Genomic DNA, 26,473 nt, shown 5'->3' with positions numbered 1-26,473 from the left:
TCCGACGGTACCGAACCCGCGCCGACGTGGCCCACCCCAGAATGGGGGCAGCGGCGAACGCCGAGGGCCCGGTGAGCGAGGAAAACGGATGCCGCCCTACCGGCGGCCTTCGCCGTGACGGCTGCTGGTCGGCGCCCTGCTGATCGCACGACGCCGACGCAGCGTTCAGCCGCGCTAACGCATCACCGTCGCCAGTCCGCCCGCGGGCACCGTGATGCGGGTCGGGGCCGTGATGGATCGCGAGGAGAGCATCCGGCCGGCCGCGTCGTAGACCCGCACGGTGGAGGTCGCGCTCGTGCCCACCGTCACGGGCAGCGGCACCCGCTCGGCCGACTGGATGAGCTCGGTCGAACCGCCGGCGCCCCCCAGCTGCAGCCGGGAGATCACCGGGCGCACGAGCAGCGCATCCAATCGCACCGTCCCCGACAGCGCGTGCACCGTCAGGCGGCTCGATGAGCCCAGCAGCGGAAGCTGCAGGGTCGCGGGCAGCAGCACTCCCGATGCGGGGCTGATGCCCTGCGCCGGCCCCGTCGTCGAGAGCAGCCCGACCGGCAGCAGGCCCGCCGTCCAGAGCGACTGCACGCGCTGGCCCTCCGGCAGCCACTGAACAGGCTCGACCTCGCGGGCGATCGGCGAGGTGCCCATCGCGAAGGTGGCCTTCTCGCCGCGGTCGAGCACGAGCACATCGCCGCTGTAGAGAGACTCCTCCGTCCATGCCGACGCCGGCGTCTCGATCTTCCCCGTGGTCGACGCGGCCGACTCCGCCTCGATGACGGTGAGGCCGTTCCGCGACTGAACCGTGCTCACGCTCCGCGCGCGCTGCGCCAACTGGGGTCGGGCGTCGAGGGCGAGCATCGAGAGCAATCCGTGGATGGTGCTCTCGGCCCCCGAATTGCGGTTCACGGTGCCATCGGGAGCGAGCCCGTCGTACGTCACCCCTGTCGCGGGGTCGTACATCGTCGCGCCCGCCCGGTTGGCGCCGAAGTACCACGCGGCCTGGATGCCGGCGAGCTCGGTGAAGAGCGTCGATCCGGTCGCATCCGCCACGGCGAGCAGCGATTGCAGCCGGGCGTCGGCTCCGTAGGCGATCTGCGTGCGGTCGGCCGGAGTCGGGAACCAGCCGTTGTCGGGCCCATCCGCGATGAGCATCGTCGGGGTGAAGGCGGCGCCATCGCGCACGGCCGGCTTCAGGAGGCTCTCGTCGTCGAGCACTGCGGATGCGGTGGCCAGGGCGGCCGGCATCTGCGAGCCCCACGCATGCCACATCGACCGCGATGCGGCCCAGGGGAGGATCGCCCCGTACGGCCAGGAGCGCGTATCCGCGGTCCCCATGGCGGCGATTCCCTCCGCAAGGCGCTGCAGCGACTGCCGCGCCGCGGCATCCCCGGTTGCGTCGACGTAGGCGCTCAGCCCGAGAACGGCCTCCGCCGAGGCATCGGCGCCATCCACGATGAGCCAGGCCGGCACCCGGCGTCCGTCGGCGTTCTCGTACTCGCCATAGCGCGACAGCACCTGCCGGTCGACCGCCGCGCGCGAGAGGGCCAGACGGTCGGCCAGGAAGCCCGCGAACGCCGGATCCGTGCCGGCGAACGCGGCGTATCCCTCGCCGAACGCCCAGATCGTGCGGGCCAGCCAGTAGCTGGGCCCGGAATCGGAGGGGTCGGGGAGCTCGACAGGATCGGCGCTCGGGTTCAGGGTTCCGTCCGGCTGCATCCACAGCACGACGTTGCCCGCGTTCGGGCCGGAGGAGGTCTGCAGGTAGGCGAGCGAGCGCAGCAACTCGTAGGCGTGCTGGCGGCTGGATGCCGCGCCGGTCTGCGTCCAGTGCCGTAGGTAGACGACCGCCGCTCGCGCGACGTCGTCCGCGTTGAACGCGCCTTGGCCCCAGGTGTCGGTCGCGGTGTCGTGATCTCCGCCTCCGACGCGTTCGAACGTGCCGCCGTCTCGGGCGTCGGCATAGGTCCACGGCAGCAGCAGGTTCGGCTCAGCGGCGAGCCGGTAGGTGGTGTGGCCATCGACGGCCGGCGGAGAGGCGGTGTCGAGCAGCCAGTCGAGGTGGGCGAGATTGGCCAGCGGAGCGGGCTCCGCCTGCACGGCCGGCGCGGCGGGTGCCGCCTGGGCGGCCTGTGCCGGAGGGGCGATCTGCGCCCCCGTGATGCTGAAGACGGCGGCCGCGAGGAGCGCGAGCCCGCCACGGCCGACCTGGGTGAGAGTCATGATGTTCGGTCTTTCGTCGTACGAGGTGCGTGCGCACCGGAGATACAGCTGAGGAGGCCGCGCGGTCACGCAGCGGGGATGCGGTCGAGCCGCGCGACGCCGATCTGGGAGTCGGCCATGCCGTAGAAGACGTAGTGCACTCCGTCGATCTGCTCGATCGCCGTGGGGAAGACGACATTCGGCACGATTCCGGTTCTCTCCTCCGCGGTCTCCGCTTTCAGCAGCGGAGTGCTCGTGCGCGCCAGAACGCGGCTCGGGTCATCCGCGTCCAGCAGCATGGCGCCGGCGGCGTAGTTCACGTTCTGCTGCTGTTCGAAGGCGCTCTCGATCACGCCGGTGACGCCGTGATGCAGGAGGATCCAGCCCTCGGGCACACGGAGCGGAGGCGGTCCGCCGCCGATCTTGAGCTCCTCGAACGGGTACTCGGGGCCGGCCAGGAAACGATGATGACGCCAGAAGGTGAGCGCGCCGATGTCGGCGCGCACCGCATCCAGTGCCACGTAGCTGATCCAGATCGACTCGCGCGCGTCGGGCAGACCCGGCGGCACGCGCACCCCCTGTCCGGGCCGGGTCTCCTCCAGGTTCCACATCGGCCGGTGCAGCACGGCGAGGCTGGGCGCGCCGTCCGGTCCGGTGACCGGCTCGGGGAAGAAGGCCGCGTCTTTGTTGTGGAACAGGTTGAGGTCGGCGTCCAGGTCGTCGTCGTAGGCGAAGAGCACCGGCCCGAGCCGGCGCCAGGCGCGCAGGTCGTCAGAGACGGCGATCGCCGTGCGCGGACCCAAGGGACCGTAGGCGACGTAGGTCATGACGTGCACCCCGAGTTCGGCGATGAAGGTGACCCGGGCGTCTTCCACCCCCGCGTTCCCGATGCCGTACTCCCAACCGCGGTCGGGCTCCAGAACCACGCCCTCGCGCTGAACTCCCACCGGAACGCCGCCTTCGACGATCACGCGGGCCAGGCCGATCCTCGAGACGTTCCCCGCGGCCACGAGCCGCGGCAGCAGGTAGAGCTCGCCGTCGGCGCCCCGACCCGACCCGGGGTTGAGCACGCCCTCCGCCTCGAGGGGATCGTCGAGGTCGGGAACCATCACCACGCCGACGCGCGTGAGCCGGTAGGGGATCGCATCGCTCATCCCTTGACCCCCGATCCGATGTCGTTCGAGGTGAACTGGCGCTGGAAGATGAGCAACAGCACGATCACGGGTACCGCAAGCACGACCGCGCCGGCGAGCAGCGATCCGAACGGATTCGCCGTCGATGCGGCGATCGAGGAGATGTAGTTCGCGAGCGAGACCGCCAACGGCTGCATCGACGCCTGCTTGGTGATGAGGAAGGGCCAGAGGAACTCGTTCCACGGACCGATGAAGGTCAGCAGGATCACCGTCAGCAGTGCCGGACGCACCAGCGGCAGGGCGACGCTCCACAGGATGCGCAGCTCGCTCGCGCCGTCGATGCGCGCGGCGCTGAACAGGTCACGCGGCAACTGCAGGAAGTACTGCCGGAAGATGACGATCGCGGCCGAGCTGATGAAGAACGGCAGGATCATGCCGATGTAGTTGTCGGAGAGGCCGTAGTTGCGTGCGATGAGCACGTACAGCGGAATCATCAGCAACTGGAACGGCACCACCTGCACGAGCAGCACGAGCGCGAAGACGCCGCCCCGCCCCCGCCAATGCAGAATCGCGAGCGCATAGCCCGCGAGCAGGCCGAACACGATCGTGCCGAGCAGCACGCCGGCGGTGAAGATGCCGGAGTTGACCAGGCCCTGAACGAGGTTGATGCGGCTGTTGACGGCGGCGTAGTTGGCCAGTGTCAGGTTGCCGGGGTCGGGGAACGCTCCCGCCGGCGTCGGATCGGGATCGGTCTGCAATGATCCGACGATCATGTAATAGAACGGGAAGAGAAAGACGAGTGCTCCGAGGAACAGCAGCGCGTACCTCACGGCGAGGCGTGCGATTCTCATGACTCGTCACCGCCGACGAACCGCCGCTGGAGCAGCGCGATGATCAGCACGCCGATGATGAGGATGACGCCGATCGCCGATGCGACATCGGGATTGCCCTGTTCGATCCCCTTCTGGTACATCAGCAGCACCGGGCTTGCGGATGCCCCGTTCGGGCCGCCGCCGCCGGTCAGCAGGTACGGCTCGGTGAACAGGTTCGCTCCCGTGATGGTCGCGATGAGCACGACCAGCAGGGTCGCCGGTCGCACGCCGGGAACCGTGACGGAGAAGAAGCTGCGCGCGGCCCCCGCACCATCCGTCGACGCCGACTCGTAGAGCTCCTTCGGCACGTTCTGCAACGCCGCGAGGTAGAGCAGGATGTAGAAGCCCAACTGTTTCCAGGTGACGAACAGCGCGATCACCGGCATCGCCAGTACCGGGTTGATGAGCCAGGACGGATCGGGCGCCAGCGGGCCGAGGATCTGGTTGACGAGGCCGTTCCCGTTGAACAGGAACAGCCACACGCCCACCACGGCGACGGATGCGGTGACGTACGGCACGTAGTAGCTCACCCGCAGGAACGCCCGCGCGCGCACTGCGCGGTTCAGTGCGGTTGCGAGCGCGATCGACAGCACGACCGTCAAGGGAACATTGATGAGCAGGAAGACGCCGACGTTGGCGAAGGAGCGCCAGACGGCCGGATCCTGCAGAACGGTGACGTAGTTGTCGAACCCGACGAACGGCCGGTCCACCTCTGCCCCCGGGGCCGTGAAGAAGTAGTCCTGGAACGACATCCACACCGCGAAGATGACCGGATAGGCGAACACGACCACGACGAAGACGAGGTAGGGGGTCGTGAAGAGCAGGCCGAGGGGGTGCTCCCCGAGCAGCCGGTGGATGCCGCGCCTGCGGTGCGGCACCCCTTCCGACGGCTCATCCGACGCCTGCGCCTTGGGAGCGCGAGTGGGAGTAGACATGGCGGGCCGGCTACTTCGAACCCGCGAGCTTGTCGATGTCGGCAGCGGTGCTCTTCAGGAAGTCGGGGATGCTGCCCTCGCCGAAGATCACCGCCTTGGAGTAGTTGTTGCGGAATTTCTGCCAGATCTCCACGGAGTTCTGCACGTTCGGCACCTCGACCGTGCGCTCCGCCTGGGCGCCGAACTGCTGGTAGGCCGGGTTCGCCGTGAAGTAGTCGGGGTAGGCATCCGTGAGCCCCTGACGGATCGGCATCTGCCCCGTCATCTCGAGCAGCTTGCCGTCCTGGTCTTCACTCGTGGCGAACTTGAGCACATCCCACGCAGGCCTGGTTCTTGCAGGCCGAGTAGAGCCCGATGTTCTTCGCGTCGCTGAAGGTGTACGTGTCATCGGCCGAGATGCCATCCTTGGTCGGCACGGGCACGGCACCCCAGTTCACCTTGTCCTTGTAGACCGCGATGGCCCACGGGCCGACGATCGCCATGGCGGCCTCGCCGTCGGCGAAGGAGTCGCCCTGGTACTGCTCCTGGCCGGCGAGCTTCTGCTCGTACATCGACCGCCAGAACTCCGACACGTCCTTTCCCTCCTGGGAGTCGAAGGTGGCCTTGCCCTTCTCGACCAGCTGCGTACCGCCGGTCGCCGCCGCGTAGAGCGGGTAGAAGTCGAACCAGCTCTGGAAGAACTCGCTCGTCGGAGCCGGGTGGATGGCGTAGGTCGCCGCTCCCGAACTGACGATCGCCTTCGAGGCGGTGAGCATGTCGTCGTAGGTCGACAGCTGCGGGTTGTCGGGGTCGAGGCCGGCCTTGGCGAACATGTCCTTGTTGTAGAAGATCATGACCGGGTTGGACTTCCACGGCATCTGGTAGAAGTCGCCGTCGCTCGAGGCGTATTGCTTGGCGATGTCGCCACTGCGGCTCTCGATGTAGTCGGCGCCTCCCTTGAAGCTCGAGAGCGACACGAGGCCACCCTGCTTCTGGAAGCCGGGAACGGCGGCAGGCGACGTGTTGAAGATGAGGCAGGGCGCGTTGCCCGCCGTGATCGCGGCGCTGATCACCTCTTCGCTGCTGTCGCCCGCGGGGATCTCCTGGGCCTTGATCTTCTCGTCGGGGTGATCGTCGTTCCAGGCCTTGACCATCTGCTTGCCCCACGCGATCTCGGCCTCGTTGTTGGAGTACCAGATGGTGATCGGCCCCTTGCTCGAGGTGCCGCCACCGCCTCCGCCAGCGGAACAACCGCCCAGGGCGATGGCCGTCGCGGCCGCCGCGATGATGCTCAACGTCATGCTCCTGCGCATGATCTCTTCCTTTCCTCGGGGCGTCGTCGCCCACCTGTTGTGTCTGTGCGTTCAGTGCGAGGGTGGCGCCGTGGACTCGCGCACCACGAGACGGGTGGCGAGCGGCGCCGGTGATTCCGGCTCGCCGCCGGCGAGCGTCGCGAGCAGGGTGAGTGCCGCGACACGGCCCCACTCGACGACCTCGGTGGCGACCGAGGTGAGTGAGGGGAAGACGTGCTCGGCGAGGTCGGTGTTGTCGAACCCGGAGATCGAGAGCGCGCGCGGCACGCTGATGCCGGCGCGCTGGGCGACCGCCATTCCGGCGAGCGCCATCGGGTCGTTCGAGTACACGATCGCCGTCGGGCGCTCGGATGCCGGCCGCTCGAGCAGGTGCTGCGTCGCGGTCGCCCCCTGACGCGCCGAGAAGTCCGTCTCGACGACGTCGACGCGAAGCCCCGCGGCCGTCATCGCCTCTTCGAAGGCACGCCGCCGCCGACAGGCGTGCAGCAGAACCGACGGGCCCGCGACGTGCGCGATCCGACGATGCCCCTGGGCGAGCAGGTGCTCGAGAACGCTGGCGATGCCCGCCGCATCATCGCTCGAGACGTGCGGGAACGCATCCGGCACCGCAGGCTCACCGAGGGTGAGGGCGGGAAGGCCGAGTTCGCGCAGGAGCGGCAGCCGGGTGTCGTCGACCCGGAGGTCGGTGAGGAAGACGCCGTCGACGCGCTTGTCGAGGGCGAGTGCGCGATAGGTGTCGGCCTCGTGTCGTCCCGGCGTCGTCATGGCCAGCACGAGCGACTGGCCCTCTTCCGCCAGCACGGTCTCGACGCCCGCGATGAACGTGGGGAAGAACGGGTCGGCGGCCACGATCTCGGGATCGCGGGCGATGACGAGTCCGAGGGCGAAGGATCGGTCCACGCTGAGAGATCGGGCCCGCACGCTCGGCCGCCAGCCGAGCTGGGCCGCCGACGAGAGGATGCGGTCGCGGGTCTCGGACCCCACGCCGGGCCGGTCGTTGAGGGCGAACGAGACCAGGCCCTTGCTGACGCCCGCGTGGCGCGCCACGTCGGCGATCGTCACGGGGTGCTGGCCGCCCTGATCAGGCATGCGTCGCTCTCTTCATCGAGACCTGAGAAGTATTCACTAAACCGGTTTAGGGCGAGCATACTCCTCCCGCCGGATTTTGACCCTCGTTCGAGGCACGCGACCCATCCCGCTTGCTGTTGCGCCACTTCGCCGGCCGTTGCGCCAGTAGAACTGGCGCGAGCGCCGCGCAACTGGCGCAACGGAGGCCGGGCCGCCTTCGATAGCGTTGGGGCATGCGCATCGCCACGTGGAACGTCAACTCCATCCGCACCCGCGCGCAGCGGGTCATCGACTGGATGGTGCGCGAAGACGTCGACGTGCTGGCCATGCAGGAGATCAAGTGCCGCCCCGACCAGTTCCCCTCCGACGTCTTCGAGGAGGCCGGCTACGAGCTGGCCATCCACGGCCTGAACCAGTGGAACGGCGTGGCCATCGCGAGTCGGTCGCCCATCGAAGACGCCCAGACGGAGTTCCCCGGCATGCCCGGGTTCCTGAAGGGCGAGGAGGGTCCCGACCTGCCGAAGGAGGCACGGGCACTCGGCGCCCTCATCGACGGCATCCGTGTGTGGAGCCTCTACGCCCCCAACGGCCGTTCGCTCGAGGACCCCCACTACGACTACAAGCTCGACTGGTTCGCCAACCTCGCGGGCTACGTTCGCGAGAGCCTGTCCGCCGAGCCCGACCTGCCGCTCGCCCTCATGGGCGACTTCAACATCGCACCGCTCGATGAGGACAACGGCGATCCCGCCGTGCAGCCCGGCTTCTCGACGCACATCTCGGCGCCGGAGCGGGCGGCATTCGCCGAGCTCACCGCGGCCGGCCTGAGCGACGTCGTGCGCCCGATCGTTCCCGCGGGGTTCACCTACTGGGACTACAAGCAGCTGCGCTTTCCCCGCAACGAGGGCATGCGCATCGACTTCATCCTGGGATCGCAGGCCTTCGCCGACCTCGTGACGGATGCCTCGATCCACCGCAACGAGCGCAAGGGCACCACGCCCTCCGACCACGTACCGGTGCTCGTCGACCTGGCTCTCGACGGCGGCGACGACGACGACCGCCCCATGATCTTCTAGCGGGTCGCAGCCGGCAACTGCGCTCGTCGCTCAGCGAGGAAGGCCCGCTCGCCCGGCTCCGTCGAGAGCGCGATGGCGCGCGCGTACGCGGCGGCAGCGGCATCCGTTCGCCCGAGGTCCGCGAGCAGATGGGCGCGCGTCGCCCACGCAGGCTGGAAGCGGTCGACTCCGTCATCGTCGATGCGGTCCAGCGCCTCCAGCCCGATCGCCGAACCCTCGAGCTCCGCAACCGCAGAGGCCATGGCGACGCGGGCGCCGAGCGTCGGCGCCACGAGAACGAGTTTTCCGTAGAGGCGAACCACGGCATCCCAATCGGTTCTCCCCGTGACCGCCCCGGCGCAGTGGGCCGACTGGATCGCCGCCTCGAGCTGGAACCGTCCCGGCGGTCGACCGCTGCTCGCCGCTCGGGCGAGATGCCGCTCACCTCGACGCAGCAGCGCCCGGTTCCACTGCCGCACGTCTTGCTCGTGCACCGGAATGTAGCGGCCGGCATCGCCGATGCGCGCCTCCGCGCGCGATATCGAGAGGCAGATCAGCGCGGCGAGCCCGTGGGCCTCGGGCTCCTCTGCCAGCAGGTCGGCGAGGGTGACCGCGAGGTAGAGGGCCTCACCGGCGAGGCCATCGCGCAGGCGCAGACCCGAGACCCCGCGCCAGTCGATGGCATAGGCACCGTAGATCGCCTCGAGGACGGCCGGGAGGCGCCGCGGCATGTCGGCTCGTGTCGGCACGACGAAGGGGATGCGCGCAGAACGGATGCGGCGCTTGGCCCGCACGAGGCGCTGGGCCATGGCCGATGGAGGCACGGTGAATGCGGCCGCGATCTGGGCGGCGTCGAAGCCCAGCACGGCCTGGAGCATGAGCGGCGTGCGCACCGACGGGTCGATAGCCGGATGGGCGCACGTGAAGAGCAACTCCAGGCGCTTGTCGCCGATGGCATCCGGGTCGATCTGCTCGACGAGCGCCGCCTGCTCGTCGAGTTGCCCCGTCGTTCGGTGTGCCGCCGAACGGAAGGCGTCCCGTTGCCGGTTGCGTGCGACGGTGAGCAGCCAGCCCTCCGGGTTGTCGGGGATGCCGCTGCTCGGCCAGCCGGCGAGCGCCCGCTCGAAGGCGTCGGCGAGGCAGTCCTCCGCGAGCGCGATGTCGCCGGTCGGGACGGCGAGCACCGCGAGCAGCCGACCGTAGGAGGCGCGGGCGGCCTACTCGGCCCGCGCCGCCGCGGCCGCCTCTGCGCTCAGCCCTGGTACCACCCGCGCTCCGAGCTCCAGGTGAGAGCGGTCGGCCGAATCTCGATGCTTCCCCACTGGGCGGCCGGGCAGCGCTCCGCCCAGGCGATCGCCGCATCCAGGTCGGGCACGTCGATGACGAAGACCCCGCCGATGCGCTCCTTCGTGTCGATGAACGGCCCGTCCTGCACCTGCAGCGAGCCGCTGCGCAGCGTGAGGGTCGTCGACATGGCCACCGGCTGCAGAATCTGCACGCCGACCATCGCGCCAGCCTCGCCGAGCGCCGCCGCGTACTCGTCGAAGGCCCCCATCGCCTCGCGCATCGCCTCTTCGCTGATGTCGGCGTCCTGCGCCTCGAGGTAGTTGAGAAAAAGTGCGTACTGCATGATTCATCCTTTCACCGGGGGTCGCGGTGAGCGACCCTTCTGCAGAGATGACGGATGAGAGCGCGTCCGATCGACAGGCACGGCAGAATTGGCGCATGAAGCCGCCGGTGAAGGTGTGGGACCTGGTGAGCACCATCGTGCTGCTCGTGCTGCTGGTGCTCGTGGCCGGCGCGGCGTGCGTGCTCTCGTTCTTCCTCGCCTTCGCGTCGGATCCCTGCGGAGGCAGCGTGGTGTGCGATTACGACCGCATGGCTGCTGGATTCTGGATCGCGCTCATCGGACCGGTCGCGGCGGCAGTGCTCGCGCTCGCCGCCGCCATCGTGCTGCTCGTGCTGCGACGCATCGCCTTCTGGGTACCCCTCGGAGGCATCGTGCTCGTCGTCGCCGTGTTCAGCCTCGGCGCCTGGCTCGTGCTCTCGGGCGTTCCGCGCGCGACCTCCTGACGCGCCCGCCGTCGTTCAGCGACCGGTGAAGTGCTCCATCGACCGGTGCACGCCGAAGAACCGGCCGACGACCGCGTCGAATGCCCGCTGGGGAAGCACGCCGCGCATCACCCTCGACAGCGTGACCGAGCGCGGGAGCACGAGCATCGGCCGGCCGGCCAGCATCGCGCTCCACACGCGGTCCACGACGTATTCCGGCGTGAGCACAGGCGTGAGCAACGGGCCGCGGGCGCCCTCGAACATGCCCGTCGAGATGTAGCTGGGGCATACGGTGGTGACCTTCACGTTGGTGTGGTCCTGCTGTTCGAGCTCGAGCCGCAGCGAGTCGCTCCACCCGATCACGGCTGCCTTCGAGGCCGCATAGACACTCATCCGCGGGTTCGCGAGCATTCCCGCAGCCGAGGCGATGTTCACGATGCGCGAGGGACGATACGCGCGCGCGATCATGCCGGGCAGGAACTCCCGGGTGATGTACATCGGGGCGAGGGTGTTCACCTGGATGGTGCGACGGGTGTCATCCCCGTTGTTGGTCTCCCAGAAGAACTGGTTTCCCCGCACGATGCCGGCGTTGTTGATGAGCACGTCGGGATTGCCGATCTCCTTGCGCACCCGCTGCGCGGTCTTCGCGATCGCCCCGAGGTCGGAGATGTCGACGACGTAGGAGTAGATGCGCGTTCGCCCACGCGAGAGCTCGCCGAGGTGATCCACCGTCGAGGCGAGGCCCGCGGCATCCCGGTCCCAGAGCACGACGTGCTTGGCGCCCTCGGCGACAGCGCGCTCGGCGTAGAGCCGGCCCATGCCCATCGCCGCACCGGTGATGAGCACGGATGCGCCCCGCACGGATCTCTTCATCCCCCCATTCTGCCCCGTGGCAGGATGGCGTCATGGCACCCGTACAGGACCACGAACTCACGCTGCGACCCAAGTCGCAGGAGGAGATCGACGCCTGGCTCCCCGTCGCGATGCGGGAGTACGAGGAGTCCCGCATGGAGGCCGGCGACTCCGCCGAGCAGGCCGATGCGGCGAGCGCGCTCAGCCAGGCGCAGTTCTTCCCAGGCGGGCGGCTGGTCGAGGGGCACCTGCTCTTCACCATCGTCGTGAACGGAGAAGACGCCGGCTGGCTCTGGCTCGGCCCGTATCAGGACTCCTCCGCAGAGAACTGGTGGATCTGGGACATCCGCGTCTTCGACGAGTTCCAGCGCCGCGGCATCGCGCGGCTGGTACTCACCCGGGCCGACGGCATCGCCCGCGAGCACGGTGCCCGCTCCCTCGGCTTGAACGTGTTCGCGTACAACCTGCCGGCGATCACCCTCTACGAGAGCCTGGGGTACCTCACCACCTCGCTGCACATGGCGAAGGAGCTCTGAGCGGCCAGCCGACTGACGGCTACCGCCCCGGCCCGGGCACTCGGAGTGTTACGCCGTGGGTCGGTGACGTGTGTCGTCGCGGGGTGTCGTGATTAGCGTCGAGTACGTCCATCGACGCCTCACGAAAGTCCGCCATGCCCGCCGCATCAGCCGCACCTGCCGCGCCCGCTGCCGCACCCGTGCGGTTCGCCGGCGTCGCTCGGTCGTTCCCCGTGGCCAGGGAACGGGGCCGGACAGCTGAGGTGCGGCCCGTTCTCGCCGGCATCGATCTGGAGGTGGCCAGCGGCGAGATCGTCGCGATCATCGGGGCGAGCGGATGCGGCAAGTCCACGCTGCTGCGCATCGCCGGCGGTCTCGACGCGGCGAGCGCCGGAACGGTGAGCATCGACGGAACCGCCGTCACATCCTTCGACCCCAGAGCCGCCGTCGGGTTCCAGGAACCGCGCCTGCTGCCGTGGCGCAGCATCGCGGGCAACGTGGCCCTCGGCATCCCGCGCTCCACTCGGAAGCCAGCGGCGACCGAGGCCGTCAACCGGTTGCTGCAGCTGGTGGGACTCGAGAGCGCCGCCGGCCAGCGCCCCCGCGAGGTGTCGGGCGGCATGGCGCAACGCGCCTCGCTGGCACGCGCACTGGCCCGACGTCCGCAGGTGCTGCTTCTGGACGAACCGTTCGGCGCCCTCGACGCCCTCACCCGGCTGCGCATGCAGGACCTGCTTCTCGACGTGCACTCCGCCCAGCCGACGACCGTGCTGCTCGTCACGCACGACGTCGATGAGGCGCTGCAACTCGCCGACCGGGTCGTGCTCCTCGGCCGCACGAGCGACTCCGAGCCGGCCACGGTGCAGCGGATCGTCACCGTTCCGGGATCCCGCCCTCGGGACCGCGGATCCGCAGAGCTGGCCCAACTGCGAGCGGAGCTGCTCGAGGGGCTCGGCATCGATCCGCACGGCCGCGACCGGAGCGAACGCGAGAGCCGGAGCGGCATCCCCGTCTTCCCCTACTGAGGCCCCCACCCCACCGGTCGGTCTTTTCTCGGGCCGTCCATCCAGAGCACCGCTTCGAGCACCGCCCACAGCACCACTCCCCCACAGCACAGGAGAGAACATGAACCGCACGACAACCGCCGCCACCCTCGCGGCCGCGGCCGCATCCGTCGCACTGCTCCTCACCGGCTGCGTGGCCGGCGAGAGCTCGGCCGCGCCCGCGGCTCCCGCAACCAGCGCCGCCAAGGGCGTCGTGACCGAGGGCGGCACCCTCAACATCGACTTCGCCACCTACAACCCGCTCAGCCTCGTGATCAAAGACCAGGGCTGGCTCGAGGATGCGCTGAAAGACCAGGGCATCACGGTCAACTGGATTCAGTCGGCCGGCTCGAACAAGGCCAACGAGGCCCTGCGCGCCGGTGCCATCGACGTCGGCTCGACGGCGGGTTCGGCTGCGCTGCTCGCCCGGTCGAACGGCTCGCCCATTCAGGTGATCGACATCTTCTCGCAGCCGGAATGGTCGGCGATCGTGGTCGGCAAGGACTCGCCCATCACCTCCGTCAAGCAGCTGAAGGGCAAGCAGGTCGCGGCCACCAAGGGCACCGACCCGTACTTCTTCCTGCTGCAGGCACTCGAGGCCAACGGGCTCTCGGCCGACGACGTCACGGTGCAGAATCTGCAGCACGCCGATGGCTGGGCGGCCCTGCAGAACGGGGCCGTCGACGCGTGGTCGGGGCTCGACCCGATCATGGCCGGCGCAGAGCAGTCGGGTGCCAAGCTCATCTACCGCAACGTGGACTTCAACAGCTACGGCTTCTTGAACGCGACCGAGACGTTCCTGAAGACCAAGCCCGACGTCGCCCAGACCGTGGTGAACGCCTACGAGCACGCCCGGGCCTGGGCACTGAAGAACCCGGAGAAGACGGCTGACATCCTGGCAGGGGTCGCGAGCCTCGACCCCGCCGTCGCCTCGACCGTCATCAGCGAGCGCACCAACCTCGACGTCGACAACGTTCCCGGTTCCGCGCAGGTGAAGGTGCTGAAGAAGATCGGCCCCGTGTTCGTCGCGAACGGCGACGTCGCGAGCCAGCAGCAGGTGGATGACGCGCTCAAGACCATCGTCAACGACGAGTTCGCGAAGAAGGCCGACCCCAAGGCGATCGGCTGAGCGACTCGAGAGCACTGAGACTTCGAAGCACGGAGAGGAGAAGCACATGGTCTACCAGACGCAGGAGACGAACGCCGTCGCGAGCGCGGGCGGATTCTCGGTCGACCCCGATTCCCGCCGTGCCCGACCGCCGGTCGTCCCCGCTTCCGACCACCGCGTACCGCTGACGCGCCGACGCTGGTTCATTCTCGTCGGCGGCCTGCTGCTTCCGATTCTCGTGCTGGCGACCTGGCAGCTCGTGACGACGCTCGGGCTTGTGCCCGTATCGCAGCTGCCCTCGCCTGCCATGGTCTGGACGGCGTTCATCGATCTCATCCAGCGCGGCCAGCTCGGCCTCTACGTCGCCATCTCGACGCAGCGGGTGCTGCTGGGGTTCGCCATCGGCGGCGGAATCGGGCTGCTGGTCGGCGCCCTCGTCGGCCTGTCACGACTCGGCGACATCCTGCTGGCTCCGACGCTCGGCGCACTGCGTGCGGTGCCCTCGCTGGCCTGGCTTCCACTGCTGGTTCTCTGGCTGAAACTCGGCGAGGAGTCGAAGGTGACCCTCATCGCCATCGGCGCCTTCTTCCCGGTCTACACGACGGTCTCCCTCGCGCTCAGGCACGTGGACCGCCAGCTCGTCGAGGCCGGACGAACCTTCGGGCTGGGCGGAGTGCGCCTCTTCGGAGCGGTGCAGCTGCCGGCCGTCGTGCCCTCGGTCATCTCGGGGCTGCGGCTCGCGCTCGCTCAGGCCTGGCTCTTCCTCGTGGCCGCCGAGCTTCTAGGCTCCTCGATGGGCCTCGGGTTCCTGCTCGTGGACTCCACCAACAGCGGCCGCCTCGACCGCACCTTCCTCGCGATCATCCTGCTGGCTGTGCTCGGCAAGCTCACGGACTCGCTCGTCGGGCTCTTCGAGCGGTGGGCGGTGCGGCGGTGGGCCTGACAACGGAAGGCCTGACAACGGGGGGCCTGGCAACGGAAGGCGCCGCATCCGGTGGCTCGGCCTCCAGCGCGGAGCGGTCGGGCCCGACGATCCGAGCCCTGCTCGATGAGCAGCGGCGCTTTGCGGCACCCGCGGGGTTCGCGGCGACGGCCAACGTGGGCGCCGACGAGTACGCGCGCGCCGCCCTCGACCCGGTGGCATTCTGGGCCGAGCAGGCGCGCCGCCTCGCCTGGGCGCAGCCGTGGCACACGACGCACACGTGGGAACCTGCGACGCGCGATGCGCAGGGCGAACTGAGTATTCCGCGAGCGGAATGGTTCGCCGGGGGCCGTCTCAACGTCGCCGTCAACTGCGTGGACCGCCACGTCGCCGCGGGCGCGGGCGACAAGGTCGCCTTCCACTTCGAGGGCGAGCGTGGCGACCGCCGGTCGCTCACGTACGCGGAGCTTCAGAGTGAGGTGGCGAAAGCGGCCAACGCGCTCACCGCGCTCGGCATCGGCAAAGGCGACCGGGTCGTCGTCTACCTTCCGGTGCTGCTCGAGACGGTCATCATCACGCTCGCCATCGCCCGCATCGGCGCCGTGCACTCCCTCGTCTTCGGCGGCTTCTCGGCCGAGGCGCTGCGCTTCAGGGTGGAGGATACGGGGGCGAAGCTTCTCGTGACCTCCGACGGCCAATTCCGGCGGGGTGTCGCCGTGCCCGTGAAGGCCGCGGCCGATGCGGCCGTCGAGGGCGTCGCATCCGTGGAGCACGTGCTCGTCGTGCGTCGCACCGGCGACGAGGTGCCATGGACCGAGGGCCGCGACGTGTGGTGGCACGATGTCGTCGACGGCGCCTCCCCGGCGCATGAGCCCGAGTTCTTCGACGCCGAGACGCCCCTGTTCATCATCTACACCTCGGGCACTACCGGGCGTCCGAAGGGGCTCGTGCACACGAGCGGCGGCTACCTCACGCACACGTCGTGGACGCACCACGCCGTGTTCGACGCCAAGCCCGACGACGTCTACTGGTGCACGGCCGACCTCGCCTGGGTGACCGCGCACTCCTATGTGCTCTATGGGCCGCTCTCGAACGGCGTGACGAGCGTCATCTACGAGGGCACGCCCAACACCCCGCATGCCGGACGTCACTTCGAGATCATCGAGCGCTACGGGGTCAAGACGTACTACACGGCACCCACGCTCGTGCGTTCGCTCATGACGTGGTTCCCCGACGGCGTTCCGCGCTCGACGGATGCGGGCGAGCCCGGCTACGACCTCTCGAGCATCCGCCTGCTCGGCTCCGTGGGCGAGGCGATCAATCCCGAGGCCTGGGTGTGGTTCCGGGAGCAGATCGGCGCGGGCAGCGCACCGATCGTCGACACCTGGTGGCAGAGCGAGACGGGTGCGGCCGTGATGGCGCCGTTGCCCGGCGTCTCGACGCTGAAGCCCGGCTCCTCCCTTCGCGCCCTGCCCGGGCTGCGCACGCGGGTCGTCGACGACAGCGGAGCGGATGTTCCGCGCGGCTCGGGCGGCTATCTCGTCATCGACGGCACCTGGCCCGGCATGGCCCGCACGGTGTGGGGCGACCCGGAGCGCTACCGTGACTCCTACTGGGCCCGCTTCGCCGAGCGCGGCTACTTCTTCTCCGGCGACGGCGCGAAATACGACGATGACGGCGACATCTGGCTGCTCGGCCGGGTGGACGACGTGATCAACGTCTCGGGCCACCGGCTCTCCACCATCGAGGTCGAGTCCGCCCTCGTCGCGCACCCGGCCGTGGGCGAGGCCGGGGTCGTCGGAACGACGGATGCGACGACGGGTGAGGCGATCGCCGCGTTCGTGGTCGCATCCCGTGCCGTGCTCGACGCCCCGGCCCTGGCCGCCGAACTGCGCGCCCACGTCGCAACGGCCATCGGTCCGATCGCCAAGCCGCGGGACCTGCACTTCGTCCCCGAGCTGCCCAAGACCCGCTCCGGCAAGATCATGCGGCGCCTGCTCGTCGACATCGCGGAGGGCCGCCCGCTCGGCGACGTGACCTCGCTGCAGGACGAGTCGGTTCCCGAGCGCATCGCCACGATCGTGAACGCGCCGGCTGCGTAACCGGGGTCGCGCACGCACGGCGGGCGCGGCGCGGCCGCGGTGGCGGTTCGGCCCTCAGTGGATGAGGGCGAGCAGCAGTCCCACCGCGACGAACAGAACCCCGAAGACGCGGTTCATCACGCGCTGTCCGCGCTCGTTGCGGGTGAACCGGCGGAACGAGCCGGCGGTCGCAGCGAAGAAGAACCACATGACGAGCACGTCGATGACGACGACCGTCGCGGTGATCACGAGGTACTGCGGCACGAGCGGCTCGCCGGCCCGGATGAACTGGGGCAGGAACGCGAGAAAGAAGACGACGGCCTTCGGATTCAGCAGGTTGACCCAGAGCCCGCGACGGAACAGCGATGCGGCGGACTCGTCGCTGAGGGCGCTCTGCGCATCCGCGTCCACGGTCGGCTTCGCCAGGAACTGCCGAACGCCGAGGTAGACGAGATAGATGGCACCGGCGTACCGGATGATGTTGAAGGCGAGCGGCGAACTCGCCACGAGCACGCCGACGCCGAGCGCCACGATCACGATGTGGATGACGAGGGCGGCCTGCTGCCCGAGGATGCCCCAGAACGAGCGGCGGAAGCCGACGGTGAGCGAGTTCCCCATCGTATTGATGGCGCCCGCCCCGGGGGTGAAGCTGATCAGGGTGCTCGCTCCCAGGAGGGGAAGCCAGAGCGCCAACTGCATCGCTCCAGAGTAGGCGAAGCGTGCCGCCGGTCGTACCGGCTCAGGTGCCCGCGGCATCCTGAGCCGGTACGGTGCGGCGGTGGGGGGCGTCGCCTCTCGGCAGGCAGGCTAACGCCAGAACTCGTCCAACCGTTCGGCGAGTGCGGCGCCCTGGTCGTGGCCTGCGCGCGCGGCGGCGGGACGCAGCGACGCATCCATCGCGTTGGCACCGAACAGGTGCTCACTCTCGGCGTCGGGCACGACAGTCTCGACCCTGCTGCCGCCGGCGCGCAGTTCGTCGACCTGCACCGCGAGCCCCATGTTCCACTCCTGCGGGTACAGCGACTTTCCGCCCAACGGCGAGAGCACGAGCACCCGCCCGTACCCGGCTGCGAGATCGGCGTTCTCACTTGAGCGCCGATAGCCGCCGTCGATGTACCGGCCATCGCCGATGCGGTAGGCCGAACCGCCGCCCGACGTGCTGGCGGCAACGGCGTCGACGAGGTCGACCCCACTCTCACCGTCGAACTCGACGGGTTCACCGGTACGGGCGTCGACCGCGGTGAGAAGCATCCTCCGCGTCGGCCACTGCTGGCCGGGAAGGCGGGCCGCCACGGTGGCGCGCCAATGATCCTGGCTGCCGGGTTCGCATGCCGCATCCCGTTCGAGCGCCGCAGCACCCATCGTTCGACGCATGTGCGCCGCATCCTGAGACGAGGCGATGACCTGGCGGAACCGCGCCAGGTGGTCAGCGGTCGGCCTCAGCGCGCTGGCTCGCGCCTGTCCGGAACGGCCGTCGGCGGGCCGCTGGGGAACGGGCGCGGAGAGGGTGGCGGCATACAGGTCGCTGATCGCCGCGTTCGCGATCTGGGCGGCCGCGGTCGCACCGGCCGAGGTACCGATGGTCAGGTCGGCCGCGGTCACGTCGAGCCCGGCGTCGAACAGGCCGGCCAAGACGGCGATGAGCCAGGCGTTGCCGGTGGATCCGCCGCCGCCGAGAACGAGCGCTCGTTCGCCGGAGGAGGGGAGCGGGGAGGAAGGTGAGGTGTTCATGGGAGTCGCCTTTCGCGAGATGCCTGATCAGGCGCTCCCGATGGCGACTAAGGGAGTCGCACGATCGTGGACTGCAGGGGGGCGCCCACTGTGGATACTGCGTACATGGGTCTCACCTCCTGCCGTCGGAACACGATCGCGGGAACTCTAACACGCGCAGGGGATGCCGAGCAGGCAACCGACAGGGCGGGGCAGTCGGCCGCCGCTCATGGGGTGCGGGGCATCGCCCGGTAGACGGCGCGCTGCTCCGGCGGCAGGTGCTCGGTTGCATACGACAGTGCCGTGCGCGACATGCGGCCGGCGTATTCATCGAGGAAGGCGAGCAAGTCCTCACGAGAGATGCGCTTGCCGACCTCGCGCAGCATCCATCCGACCGCCTTGCGGATGAGGTCTTCGGGGTCGGCGACGAGGGCCGGCGCGAGTTCGAGGGTCGTGCTGGCGTCTCCGCGGTTGATGAATCCTTGCGTCGCGATGATGCCCACCCGGCCTTCCCACAGCACCGGACTCGCGACCAGTTCGCCGAGCGCGTCTCGAGGGCGATCGAACAGCCAGCCGCCCAGGATGACGCCGGCCGAGCTGTCGACGATGTCCCAGTTGTCGACGCGACCGCGGCGCACCGCAGCGAGGTACCAGTCGGCGAGTGCCTCACGCAGTCGGTCGTCGCGCGAGCGGGGGCGGGATGCCCGCTCGAAACGGTCGCAGGCGATCAGCACCCCGGTGAGGCGGTGTTCGTGCACCGGCGAGTCGAGCAGCAAGTCCAGCTCGCCGAGGGGAAGCGCCGAGAAGCGTTTGGCGACCGCGCGCTGCTGGGGAACGCTCACGCCGACGAACAGGTCTCCTTCCCCGTACTCGCCGGGGCCGGTCTTGAAGAACCAGGCGCTGCTCTCGGCGCGCTCGCGGCTGCCGAGTGCGGCCAGCGCGGCCTGAACCTCGGCGGCCGTCTGGGGCGGCGCATCCGTCATGCGTCGGACTCTATCGCCGGATTGCGCCCCTCGGTGGGGCCGCCGATGCGGCCGCGCTCATCCGCAGCCCGTCACGAGAGCGTGCAGGTCGGCTGACACCTTCGGCACCGACTCGCTCCTCGGCACAGCGGTGCCACCGGTCACGGCGCCGGAATTCCACGCGCCGATGCCGAAGATCGCCGAGGGCTTGCCGGCCGGTCCGGTCTGCGCTTTGATGCGGTTCGCCGAGAACACGACCGGATGGGCCAACTGCACGGTCTGGTTCACGCCCAGCCGGCCCGCGGCGTCCTCGGTCGCGATGCCGTCGGAGACGACCAGCACGAGGTCGTAGGGACCGTCGGCGGCGACGCGGCGGTACAAACCGTCGACGTTCGTGCGATCCTGACCCGACTCGGCCGCCAGCGACTTGACCAGCCCGATCGCGGCGACGCGCCCCGCGATATTGGAGAGAGGGAATGGCACGGGCGTGAGCTTCTTGGCGGTGTGGGCGAAGCTGTAGATGGTGACGCGGGTGTCCCTTCCCCCGAGTCCGGCCGGGCCGAGCGCCGCTGCCGCGGCATCCTTCGCCACCTGCAGTTTCGCGGCGGTCATCGACGACGACGTGTCGAACGCGAGTGCGATCTTCAGCGGTCCCGTGCACCGGTGGGGAAGGGCGCTGGTGCGTGCGAGCGGGAAGGGTCCGTTCACCGGTGTTCCCGAAGGATAGGTGAGGCCCGCGCGTGATACGTCGACACGCTGGCCCGCCGTTCCGGGCGGCACGTTGACGTAGTTCGCGTAGGTGTAGGTGCTGTGGCCGCCGTCACCCGTCTGCAGGAATTCCGGAATCAGGCTCCATCCGGCCGGAGCCGGGTTCAGGGCGGTCACCCAGTAGCTGAAGTTCAGTGCCTGATCGGCGGCGGAGATGACTCCAACCTCGATGTCGCACGAGCCCGCGGCATCCGTCGTGCAGGTCCCCGTGATCGTGACTGGCAGCTCGTCGGGGCGGAAGCGCACCGGCCGGTAGTAGGCGTGTGCCCGAAATGTGACGCCGGCCACGCCGGCCACGGCGCCGGATGCCAGGCGGTCACCGCCCGCGGTCACGTGCAGCACGACCTTCGCGACGAGCACCACCGAGCAGGTCGCGGCGTCGTCCTCATCGAGGACGATCGTGGCGGGCCCGTCGATCCAGTTCTCGGGAATGAACTCGCCGCCGTCGCACGACCACTCCGGCGTGTACCGGGAAGGGCCTTGGAAGCCGAGCACGTACCGGTCGCTGCGCACGGCCGCATCCGTCACCGCGGGTGAGCCGGTCACGCCGTGCACTTCGCCGAAGTCGCCCGTGGCGGTCAACACGAACTCGCCGACGGCGGCCGGTCGGTCGGAGGCGCCGTTGTCGACCGTGGCCGCGAGGGTGAGGTGCGCGCCCGCGCCCGCGGCCGCCGTCGTCGCGACGGATGCCGTCGGCGCACCGGATGCCGTCGGCGCCGGGGTCGGGGGCGGGGTCGACTCCGCGAAAGCGGCTCCCCCTCCGGCGAACGACGAGGCGAGCACCCCGGCGATCACGAGTGCAGCGAATGACACGCGGCGAATCTTCGGCATGTGGCCCCCTTCACACAGGTCGTCGTGGTGAGGATATCTCAGCTTTCTCGAGAGCACTAGGTTCCGCCGACCGCAGTCGCAAGAGTCGTGCGCCGGTTCACAAGGAATCGCCGCGAGGCCGCCGATAGCCTGAGTGAAGCGACGCATCCGCTCGCCCTTCCACACGCGCATCCCGTGATCACGGCCGCGCGCCGATCCTTCAGAACGGAGGTTCCCAATGTCCATCGCTCCCCTTGCGACCAAGGCCATCATCGGAGAGCCCGAGGTTCTGGAAGACACCGCCCGCCTGATTGCCCTCGCCGATGGCGTGGAGAACACCCCCGCCTGGCACCGGCTCAAGAGCGCAGCGACCGAGTTGCAGCAGCTGCAGGTGAAGGACGGCTCGGTGCCGGATGCCGCGGAGCACGCCCGGGCGACCGCCCACGTCGACGCGATCGTCGGCGCGATCGACGAACTCGCCCCCCTGTTCCCGCTCGACGCGGCGTACCTGAGCACGGCGGTCGCCGACTTCGAGAAGTGGGTCGCGGGCGGCTTCGGCGTGCCCGACTTCTACGACTCGCTTCTGCAGTTTCAGCCGCAGCGGCACCGAGCCGACGGCATCCGTCACCTCGTGGTCTTTCCGATGTACACGCAGAACGGCTCGACGAGCCGCCTCGTCGAGGCGCTCATCGTCGAGGTGATCTGGCCGGACTTCATCGGCGCGCTCGAGGCGGGCGACTACGGCAACAAGCTCTTCCTGTCGCTGCGGCTCGTGGACTTCACGCCCGGGTACGAGACGAACTCGGCCGTGCTGTTCCCCGAGACGGTGGCCATGCGCGAGATCCCCACGTTCACGTGGGGCGCCATCTTCCAGGATCGGGAGGCGGCGCGCTATCGCCGCGTCGTGCGCGCGGCCGCGGAGATCACCAAGCTCGAGCTGCCCGACGAGGCGGCTCGCATGCTCGATGACCAGCACCTGACCGAGCGCACGTTCGTGATGTGGGACATCATCCACGACCGCACCCACATGCGCGGCGACCTGCCGTTCGATCCGTTCATGATCAAGCAGCGCATGCCGTTCTTCCTGTACTCGCTCGAGGAGCTGCGCTGCGACCTCACCGCCTTCCGGGAATCGGTGAAGATCGAACGCGCTCTGCTGGCTCGGCCCGACGGGTTGAGCGCGGTCGAGGCCGAGACGCTCGAGACGGCGAAGCTCGTGCAGTACGCCGTGATCTTCGACCGCATCTTCCGGTTCGCCATCACGGGAAGCCGCGTGCGCAACTACGACGGCCTCGGCGGCCAGTTGCTGTTCGCCTGGCTGCACCAGCACCGCGTGCTGCACTGGACCGACACCCAGCTCACCTTCGACTGGGATGCCGTTCCGGATGCGGTCGTCGCCCTCGGCGACACGATCGACGAGCTGTACTGGGCATCGATCGACCGGCCGAAGACGGCGCACTGGCTCGCCGCCTACGCGCTCGTGGCATCCGTGCTCACGCCGAATCCGGCATCCGTGTGGGCGCGCGGTCTGCCCGACGACGTGCTCGCCGGCGCGCCGAAGGGGTACACCGACCTCGTGATGGACGACGAGTTCCCGCTGTCGATGTTCTACGAGGCGCTCGAGAAGAAGATGCGCCCGGTGATCGAGTCGACGGTGGGCATCACAGGGGTCGAGCGCGCGTGACCCGTTGCGCCACGTGCCCGGCCCCTGCGCCCGTTGTTCTGGCGCAACGGGCGGGTACGTGGCGCAATGCCGCGCGAGGAGGAGAGCCGTCATGACCGTCGCAGGACGCACCGTGCTCATCGCGGGCGCCACGAGTGTCGCCGGGCGTGCCGTCGCCGCTGCGCTGGTGGATGCCGGCGCCCGCGTCGTGAGCGTCGGCACCAACTCGGAACGCCTCGCCGCCGTGCGCTCCAGCCGGCCCGAGATCGTGACCGAGCTGACGGACCTGACCGACGAGGGCGCCGTGCGCGAGCTCGCGACCCGCGTGCACGAGAACGTCGGCCCCGTCGACGGCCTCATCCATCTGGTCGGCGGCTGGCGCGGGGGCGGCGGCCTCGCCGGCCAGAGCGACGAGGACTACCGCGCCCTCGAGCGCAGCTTCACCGCACTGCGCTTCGGCAGCCGCGCCTTCTACGACGACCTCGTCGGCTCGGATGCCGGGCGGCTCGCCATCGTGTCGGCCGCGGCGGTGCTGCATCCGACTCCCGGCGGCGCCAACTACGTGGCGGTGAAGGCGGCGAGTGAGGCGTGGACGCACGCCGTCGCGGCCGGCTTCCGCAAGGCCTCCCCCGGCTCGGCGGCCGTGATCTACCGCGTGAAGGCGCTGGCCGGCCTCGAGGGCGACCTCGCGGCATCCGTCGTCGGCCTCTGGAACGCGGACGCGGCGACGCTCAACGACTCGGAGATCGCGCTCGGGGAGTAACGCGCGCCCACATCCGCCGAGAACGCAGGAACTGCGGGTGCGCTGGCCCGCACACCCACCGTTTCTGCGGGCTCGGTGAGGTCGGCTCGCGATTCTGCGGTATCGCGAGACAGAGGCTCAGCCTGCTTCGAGCGGGCCGACCGCGAGTGTCGCCGTGGTGTCGCCGCACACCGGGAGCTGCTGCTGCACCACGATTCCCGGTCCGGCGCCGTCTGAGGTGATGAACGCGCGCAGCATGGCGGATGTGGTCTCCGGGCAGCCGTAGGCACCGGGCTGGGTACCGTGCAGCCGCGCGACGGCGGTGCCTCCCTTCGCAGCCAGAACCACCGGCTGCGAGGCGGAGCCCTCGGCCGATGCCGGCCAGCCGAGGCGGCCGCCATCCGCGTTCTCGGCGATCAGCCCCGGCCAGCCGTCGAAGGAGCAGTCCGTCGCAGAGTTGTTCGTGAACACTAGGTCGCCGTAGAAGCTGCCCGCGCCAGAATCCTCCGGCCGCGCCTGATAGCCCAGGCTCAACTGCTCGTCCTGGCAGTGCGCCGCAGCTCCGGCCGAATCCGGCGCCTCCGAGGGCGGCGCGCTCACCCCGCCGGCCGCACCTCCCGGCGAGCCGGGCTTCGGCGACGACGAGGGGATCGGCCTCGCCGCGGGTGTGAGGGATGCCGAGGGCATCGACGTGCTCCCCGGGCTCCCGTTCCCACCCGCTCCCGCGCAGGCCGACAGGGCGAAGCAGCACGCGATGGCGGCGAGCGCGGCCAGTGATCGCTTCCGCAGTCCCATCGTGCCCCCGTCCTTCGGCCCCCGACGACGGGCTCAGCGTAGCGGTGCACGCATCCGGGGTCGAGAGTCGGCGAGCGAGAGTGCCCGAAAGGGCCGGAATGTTCCCTGTGCCGCTACCGTTGCAGCCTGAGTCCGTGGTGTTCCCCGAGGAGGAAAAAGTGACCGTGATCCCCGATGACCTCATCGACCTGCTGGAGCGGCCGCTGTTCGGCGCCCTCGGCACCGTCAGGCCCGACGACACCGTGCAGGTGCAGCCGATGTGGTTCGAGTACGACCGCGAGGCCAACGTCATCCGGTTCACGCACACCACGAAGCGGCAGAAGTTCCGCAACCTGCAGCACAACCCGTCCATGACGCTGCTCGTCATCGACCCCGACGACTCCTACCGCTTTCTCGAGGTGCGCGGCCGCCTCACCGAGGTGACGCCGGAGACCAGCGGCGCCTTCTATCAGCGGCTCGGCGCCCGCTACGGCGACGACAGCACGCCGGTGCCGCCCGACTCCGCCGACCGCGTGATCCTCACGATGTCGATCACGCACTTCACCCGCAAGTAACGCGGCCCCGGGCACTCACGTCGTAGCGTCCGCCTCGGGCGGCGCCTCGGGCGCGGCATCCGGCACCTCATCGCCCGTCGCCGTGTCTGCCGCATCGCCCCGCGCGCGGCTCGCGAGCAGGAACGGGACGCCGACGGCCTCGATCACGCCTCCGATGAGCAGCGACGTGCCGTAGCCCCAGAGGTCGGCGGCGCGTCCGAGCGCGGGCTGGATGACGACCCCTCCCGCGCTGCCGAGCAACGAGTCGAACGAGAGCACCGTCGCACGCTGCTTGGAGGGGATCATGTCGTTCAGGTAGGCCTGCCGCACCGGCCCGCCCGCCGCGAAGACGAATCCCCACACCACCAGCAGCACGATCGCCAGCCAGAAGATGCTGTTGACGCCGAGCAGGATCAGCACCGCGATGCTGATGAGCGACATGAGGATGATCGTCGACGTGCGCTTGTGGAACAGGTGACGGATGCGGGGGGCGAGCACCCCTCCGAGCACCTGGGCCAGCGCGAGGATGGCGGCCGCCAGGCCTGCGATCCCGTAGGCGGTCTCGTCGCCGTACAGCTCCAGCAAATACGGCTGCAGCGCGTAGAACGCGTAGATGCCGACCCCCGACGCGAACGGCGAGGCGAGCATCATGTAGCGCACCGACGGCCGCCCCAACCCGTAGCGCACCGAGTCGCGCAGCACCGTGCGGGTGGCCGCGAGCGGCCCCTCGCTGCGGTCAGGCGTGAAGCCGAGGTCTTTCATGAGCACCGCTGCCGTGATGAACATGACCACGAGCACCCCGGCGCGCAGCAGGAACGGCACCCCGAGGTTGGTCGCCTGCGCGATCACGCCGCCGAGCACAGAGCCGCTGAACATGGCGATGCCCGTCACGACGAGTCCGCGACCGAAGACCGCCTCCATGCCGCCGCGATAGCCGACGGATGCGAGGGCATCGACGAGCCAGGCATCGACCGCTCCCGAGAAGAACGTGAAGCCGAGACCCAGCAGAACCGACACGATCGCCCACCAGACGAAGGGCGCGTGCCAGAGCCACAGCATCCAGTACAGGGCGGTCGTGACGGCGAGGGTCACGGTGCCCCAGAGGTACGACGCCTTGCGCCCCACCGTGTCGGCGACCACGCCGGTCGGCACCTCGAAGATCACCATGCCCGCGGTGAAGAAGGCGTTCGCCGCGAAGGCCTCGAAGTTCGAGAGCCCGGCATCGAGCAGGAACAGCGTGTTGATGCCCCAGATGAACGACGCCGCGAGCGTGTTGCCGAGCATCAGCACGAGGTAGACGGTCTGGATGCGGCGCGCCGGCGCGCTCATGGCCGCCGTGCCGTGCGGTGCGCCCCTGCGGGCCACCGGC

Annotated in this window: 26 protein-coding genes; 10 read left to right on the top strand and 16 right to left on the bottom strand. The window is 69.6% G+C overall.

The features are described 5' to 3' along the window. Positions 1 to 174: 174 nt before the first annotated feature. From WDJ51_RS13770 to WDJ51_RS13740, 7 genes are all read right to left on the bottom strand, one after another. Positions 175 to 2,217: a hypothetical protein gene (locus WDJ51_RS13770; protein ID WP_337853034.1), complete on the bottom strand. Its 2,043-nt coding sequence runs from the start codon at positions 2,215 to 2,217 to the stop codon at positions 175 to 177. Between the two features lie 65 nt (positions 2,218 to 2,282). Continuing rightward, complete coding sequence (locus WDJ51_RS13765; RefSeq protein WP_337853033.1) at positions 2,283 to 3,350, bottom strand: glycoside hydrolase family 130 protein; 1,068 nt, start codon at positions 3,348 to 3,350, stop codon at positions 2,283 to 2,285. Then, the gene (locus WDJ51_RS13760; RefSeq protein ID WP_337853032.1) at positions 3,347 to 4,180 is read right to left on the bottom strand and encodes a carbohydrate ABC transporter permease; all 834 of its coding nucleotides are present in this window, start codon (positions 4,178 to 4,180) and stop codon (positions 3,347 to 3,349) included. The genes WDJ51_RS13765 and WDJ51_RS13760 overlap by 4 nt, the downstream gene beginning before the upstream one ends. Further along, positions 4,177 to 5,136 (bottom strand): carbohydrate ABC transporter permease, encoded by a 960-nt coding sequence (locus WDJ51_RS13755; protein WP_337853031.1) that lies wholly within the window; start codon positions 5,134 to 5,136, stop codon positions 4,177 to 4,179. Before WDJ51_RS13755 ends, WDJ51_RS13760 begins: the two co-directional genes overlap by 4 nt. Before the next feature lie 10 nt (positions 5,137 to 5,146). Then, positions 5,147 to 5,449 (bottom strand): hypothetical protein, encoded by a 303-nt coding sequence (locus tag WDJ51_RS13750; RefSeq protein ID WP_337853030.1) that lies wholly within the window; start codon positions 5,447 to 5,449, stop codon positions 5,147 to 5,149. Continuing rightward, positions 5,427 to 6,428, bottom strand: coding sequence for an extracellular solute-binding protein (locus tag WDJ51_RS13745; RefSeq protein ID WP_337853029.1), 1,002 nt, complete (start codon positions 6,426 to 6,428; stop codon positions 5,427 to 5,429). Before WDJ51_RS13745 ends, WDJ51_RS13750 begins: the two co-directional genes overlap by 23 nt. 51 nt (positions 6,429 to 6,479) lie before the next feature. Then, complete coding sequence (locus WDJ51_RS13740) at positions 6,480 to 7,517, bottom strand: LacI family DNA-binding transcriptional regulator (RefSeq protein WP_337853028.1); 1,038 nt, start codon at positions 7,515 to 7,517, stop codon at positions 6,480 to 6,482. Between the two features lie 212 nt (positions 7,518 to 7,729). Here WDJ51_RS13740 and WDJ51_RS13735 point away from each other — a divergent pair, with 212 nt between their 5' ends. Next, positions 7,730 to 8,569, top strand: coding sequence for an exodeoxyribonuclease III (locus WDJ51_RS13735; RefSeq protein WP_337853027.1), 840 nt, complete (start codon positions 7,730 to 7,732; stop codon positions 8,567 to 8,569). Here the strand turns inward: WDJ51_RS13735 and WDJ51_RS13730 are convergent. Continuing rightward, on the bottom strand, positions 8,566 to 9,732 hold the full coding sequence (locus tag WDJ51_RS13730) for an RNA polymerase sigma factor (RefSeq protein ID WP_337853026.1): 1,167 nt from the start codon (positions 9,730 to 9,732) through the stop codon (positions 8,566 to 8,568). The two genes, WDJ51_RS13735 and WDJ51_RS13730, sit on opposite strands and share 4 nt — an antisense overlap. 68 nt (positions 9,733 to 9,800) lie before the next feature. Further along, a complete protein-coding gene (locus tag WDJ51_RS13725; RefSeq protein ID WP_337853025.1) occupies positions 9,801 to 10,178 on the bottom strand; it encodes a YciI family protein in 378 nt (125 codons plus the stop codon). Positions 10,179 to 10,273: 95 nt separating this feature from the next. On the opposite strand from WDJ51_RS13725, the gene WDJ51_RS13720 reads away from it, so the two are divergent. Continuing rightward, entirely contained in the window at positions 10,274 to 10,621 is a 348-nt protein-coding gene (locus tag WDJ51_RS13720; protein WP_443218500.1) for a hypothetical protein, read from the top strand. Between the two features lie 15 nt (positions 10,622 to 10,636). On the opposite strand, the gene WDJ51_RS13715 is transcribed toward WDJ51_RS13720, so the two are convergent. Continuing rightward, positions 10,637 to 11,473 (bottom strand): SDR family oxidoreductase, encoded by an 837-nt coding sequence (locus WDJ51_RS13715; RefSeq protein WP_337853023.1) that lies wholly within the window; start codon positions 11,471 to 11,473, stop codon positions 10,637 to 10,639. A gap of 32 nt (positions 11,474 to 11,505) precedes the next feature. Between WDJ51_RS13715 and WDJ51_RS13710 the strand changes: the two genes are divergently transcribed. From WDJ51_RS13710 to acs, 5 genes are all read left to right on the top strand, one after another. Beyond that, positions 11,506 to 11,988, top strand: a complete 483-nt coding sequence (locus WDJ51_RS13710) for a GNAT family N-acetyltransferase (RefSeq protein WP_337853022.1) — start codon at positions 11,506 to 11,508, stop codon at positions 11,986 to 11,988. Between the two features lie 134 nt (positions 11,989 to 12,122). Further along, entirely contained in the window at positions 12,123 to 12,992 is an 870-nt protein-coding gene (locus WDJ51_RS13705; protein ID WP_337853021.1) for an ABC transporter ATP-binding protein, read from the top strand. A 100-nt stretch (positions 12,993 to 13,092) separates the two neighbouring features. Beyond that, the gene (locus tag WDJ51_RS13700; RefSeq protein ID WP_337853020.1) at positions 13,093 to 14,139 is read left to right on the top strand and encodes an aliphatic sulfonate ABC transporter substrate-binding protein; all 1,047 of its coding nucleotides are present in this window, start codon (positions 13,093 to 13,095) and stop codon (positions 14,137 to 14,139) included. A 46-nt stretch (positions 14,140 to 14,185) separates the two neighbouring features. Next, positions 14,186 to 15,061 carry an ABC transporter permease gene (locus WDJ51_RS13695; protein ID WP_337853019.1) on the top strand — a complete coding sequence of 292 codons (876 nt, stop codon included), beginning with the start codon at positions 14,186 to 14,188 and terminating at the stop codon, positions 15,059 to 15,061. A gap of 89 nt (positions 15,062 to 15,150) precedes the next feature. Next, positions 15,151 to 17,142 carry an acetate--CoA ligase gene (gene acs / locus WDJ51_RS13690; protein WP_443218502.1) on the top strand — a complete coding sequence of 664 codons (1,992 nt, stop codon included), beginning with the start codon at positions 15,151 to 15,153 and terminating at the stop codon, positions 17,140 to 17,142. Positions 17,143 to 17,196: 54 nt separating this feature from the next. Here the strand turns inward: acs and WDJ51_RS13685 are convergent, their stop codons facing one another. From WDJ51_RS13685 to WDJ51_RS13670, 4 genes are all read right to left on the bottom strand, one after another. Further along, positions 17,197 to 17,820, bottom strand: a complete 624-nt coding sequence (locus WDJ51_RS13685) for a LysE family transporter (protein ID WP_337853018.1) — start codon at positions 17,818 to 17,820, stop codon at positions 17,197 to 17,199. Between the two features lie 108 nt (positions 17,821 to 17,928). Next, positions 17,929 to 18,852 (bottom strand): patatin-like phospholipase family protein, encoded by a 924-nt coding sequence (locus tag WDJ51_RS13680; protein WP_337853017.1) that lies wholly within the window; start codon positions 18,850 to 18,852, stop codon positions 17,929 to 17,931. 206 nt (positions 18,853 to 19,058) lie between these two features. Beyond that, complete coding sequence (locus tag WDJ51_RS13675) at positions 19,059 to 19,814, bottom strand: DNA alkylation repair protein (protein ID WP_337853016.1); 756 nt, start codon at positions 19,812 to 19,814, stop codon at positions 19,059 to 19,061. A 57-nt stretch (positions 19,815 to 19,871) separates the two neighbouring features. After that, positions 19,872 to 21,374 (bottom strand): hypothetical protein, encoded by a 1,503-nt coding sequence (locus WDJ51_RS13670; RefSeq protein WP_337853015.1) that lies wholly within the window; start codon positions 21,372 to 21,374, stop codon positions 19,872 to 19,874. 235 nt (positions 21,375 to 21,609) lie between these two features. Here WDJ51_RS13670 and WDJ51_RS13665 point away from each other — a divergent pair, with 235 nt between their 5' ends. Beyond that, positions 21,610 to 23,055 carry a DUF6421 family protein gene (locus WDJ51_RS13665; protein ID WP_337853014.1) on the top strand — a complete coding sequence of 482 codons (1,446 nt, stop codon included), beginning with the start codon at positions 21,610 to 21,612 and terminating at the stop codon, positions 23,053 to 23,055. A 91-nt stretch (positions 23,056 to 23,146) separates the two neighbouring features. Next, positions 23,147 to 23,797, top strand: coding sequence for an SDR family oxidoreductase (locus tag WDJ51_RS13660; protein ID WP_337853013.1), 651 nt, complete (start codon positions 23,147 to 23,149; stop codon positions 23,795 to 23,797). A 117-nt stretch (positions 23,798 to 23,914) separates the two neighbouring features. Here WDJ51_RS13660 and WDJ51_RS13655 read toward each other — a convergent pair whose 3' ends face one another. After that, positions 23,915 to 24,463 (bottom strand): DUF4232 domain-containing protein, encoded by a 549-nt coding sequence (locus tag WDJ51_RS13655; RefSeq protein WP_337853012.1) that lies wholly within the window; start codon positions 24,461 to 24,463, stop codon positions 23,915 to 23,917. Positions 24,464 to 24,729: 266 nt separating this feature from the next. Here WDJ51_RS13655 and WDJ51_RS13650 point away from each other — a divergent pair, with 266 nt between their 5' ends. Then, the gene (locus WDJ51_RS13650) at positions 24,730 to 25,125 is read left to right on the top strand and encodes a pyridoxamine 5'-phosphate oxidase family protein (RefSeq protein WP_337853011.1); all 396 of its coding nucleotides are present in this window, start codon (positions 24,730 to 24,732) and stop codon (positions 25,123 to 25,125) included. 15 nt (positions 25,126 to 25,140) lie between these two features. On the opposite strand, the gene WDJ51_RS13645 is transcribed toward WDJ51_RS13650, so the two are convergent. Next, entirely contained in the window at positions 25,141 to 26,433 is a 1,293-nt protein-coding gene (locus tag WDJ51_RS13645; protein WP_337853010.1) for an MFS transporter, read from the bottom strand. Positions 26,434 to 26,473 lie beyond the last annotated feature (40 nt).

It is taken from the genome of Rathayibacter sp. YIM 133350, assembly GCF_037404875.1.
Classification (GTDB): domain Bacteria; phylum Actinomycetota; class Actinomycetes; order Actinomycetales; family Microbacteriaceae; genus Orlajensenia.
This window is presented reverse-complemented; position numbering and strand designations above follow the sequence as displayed.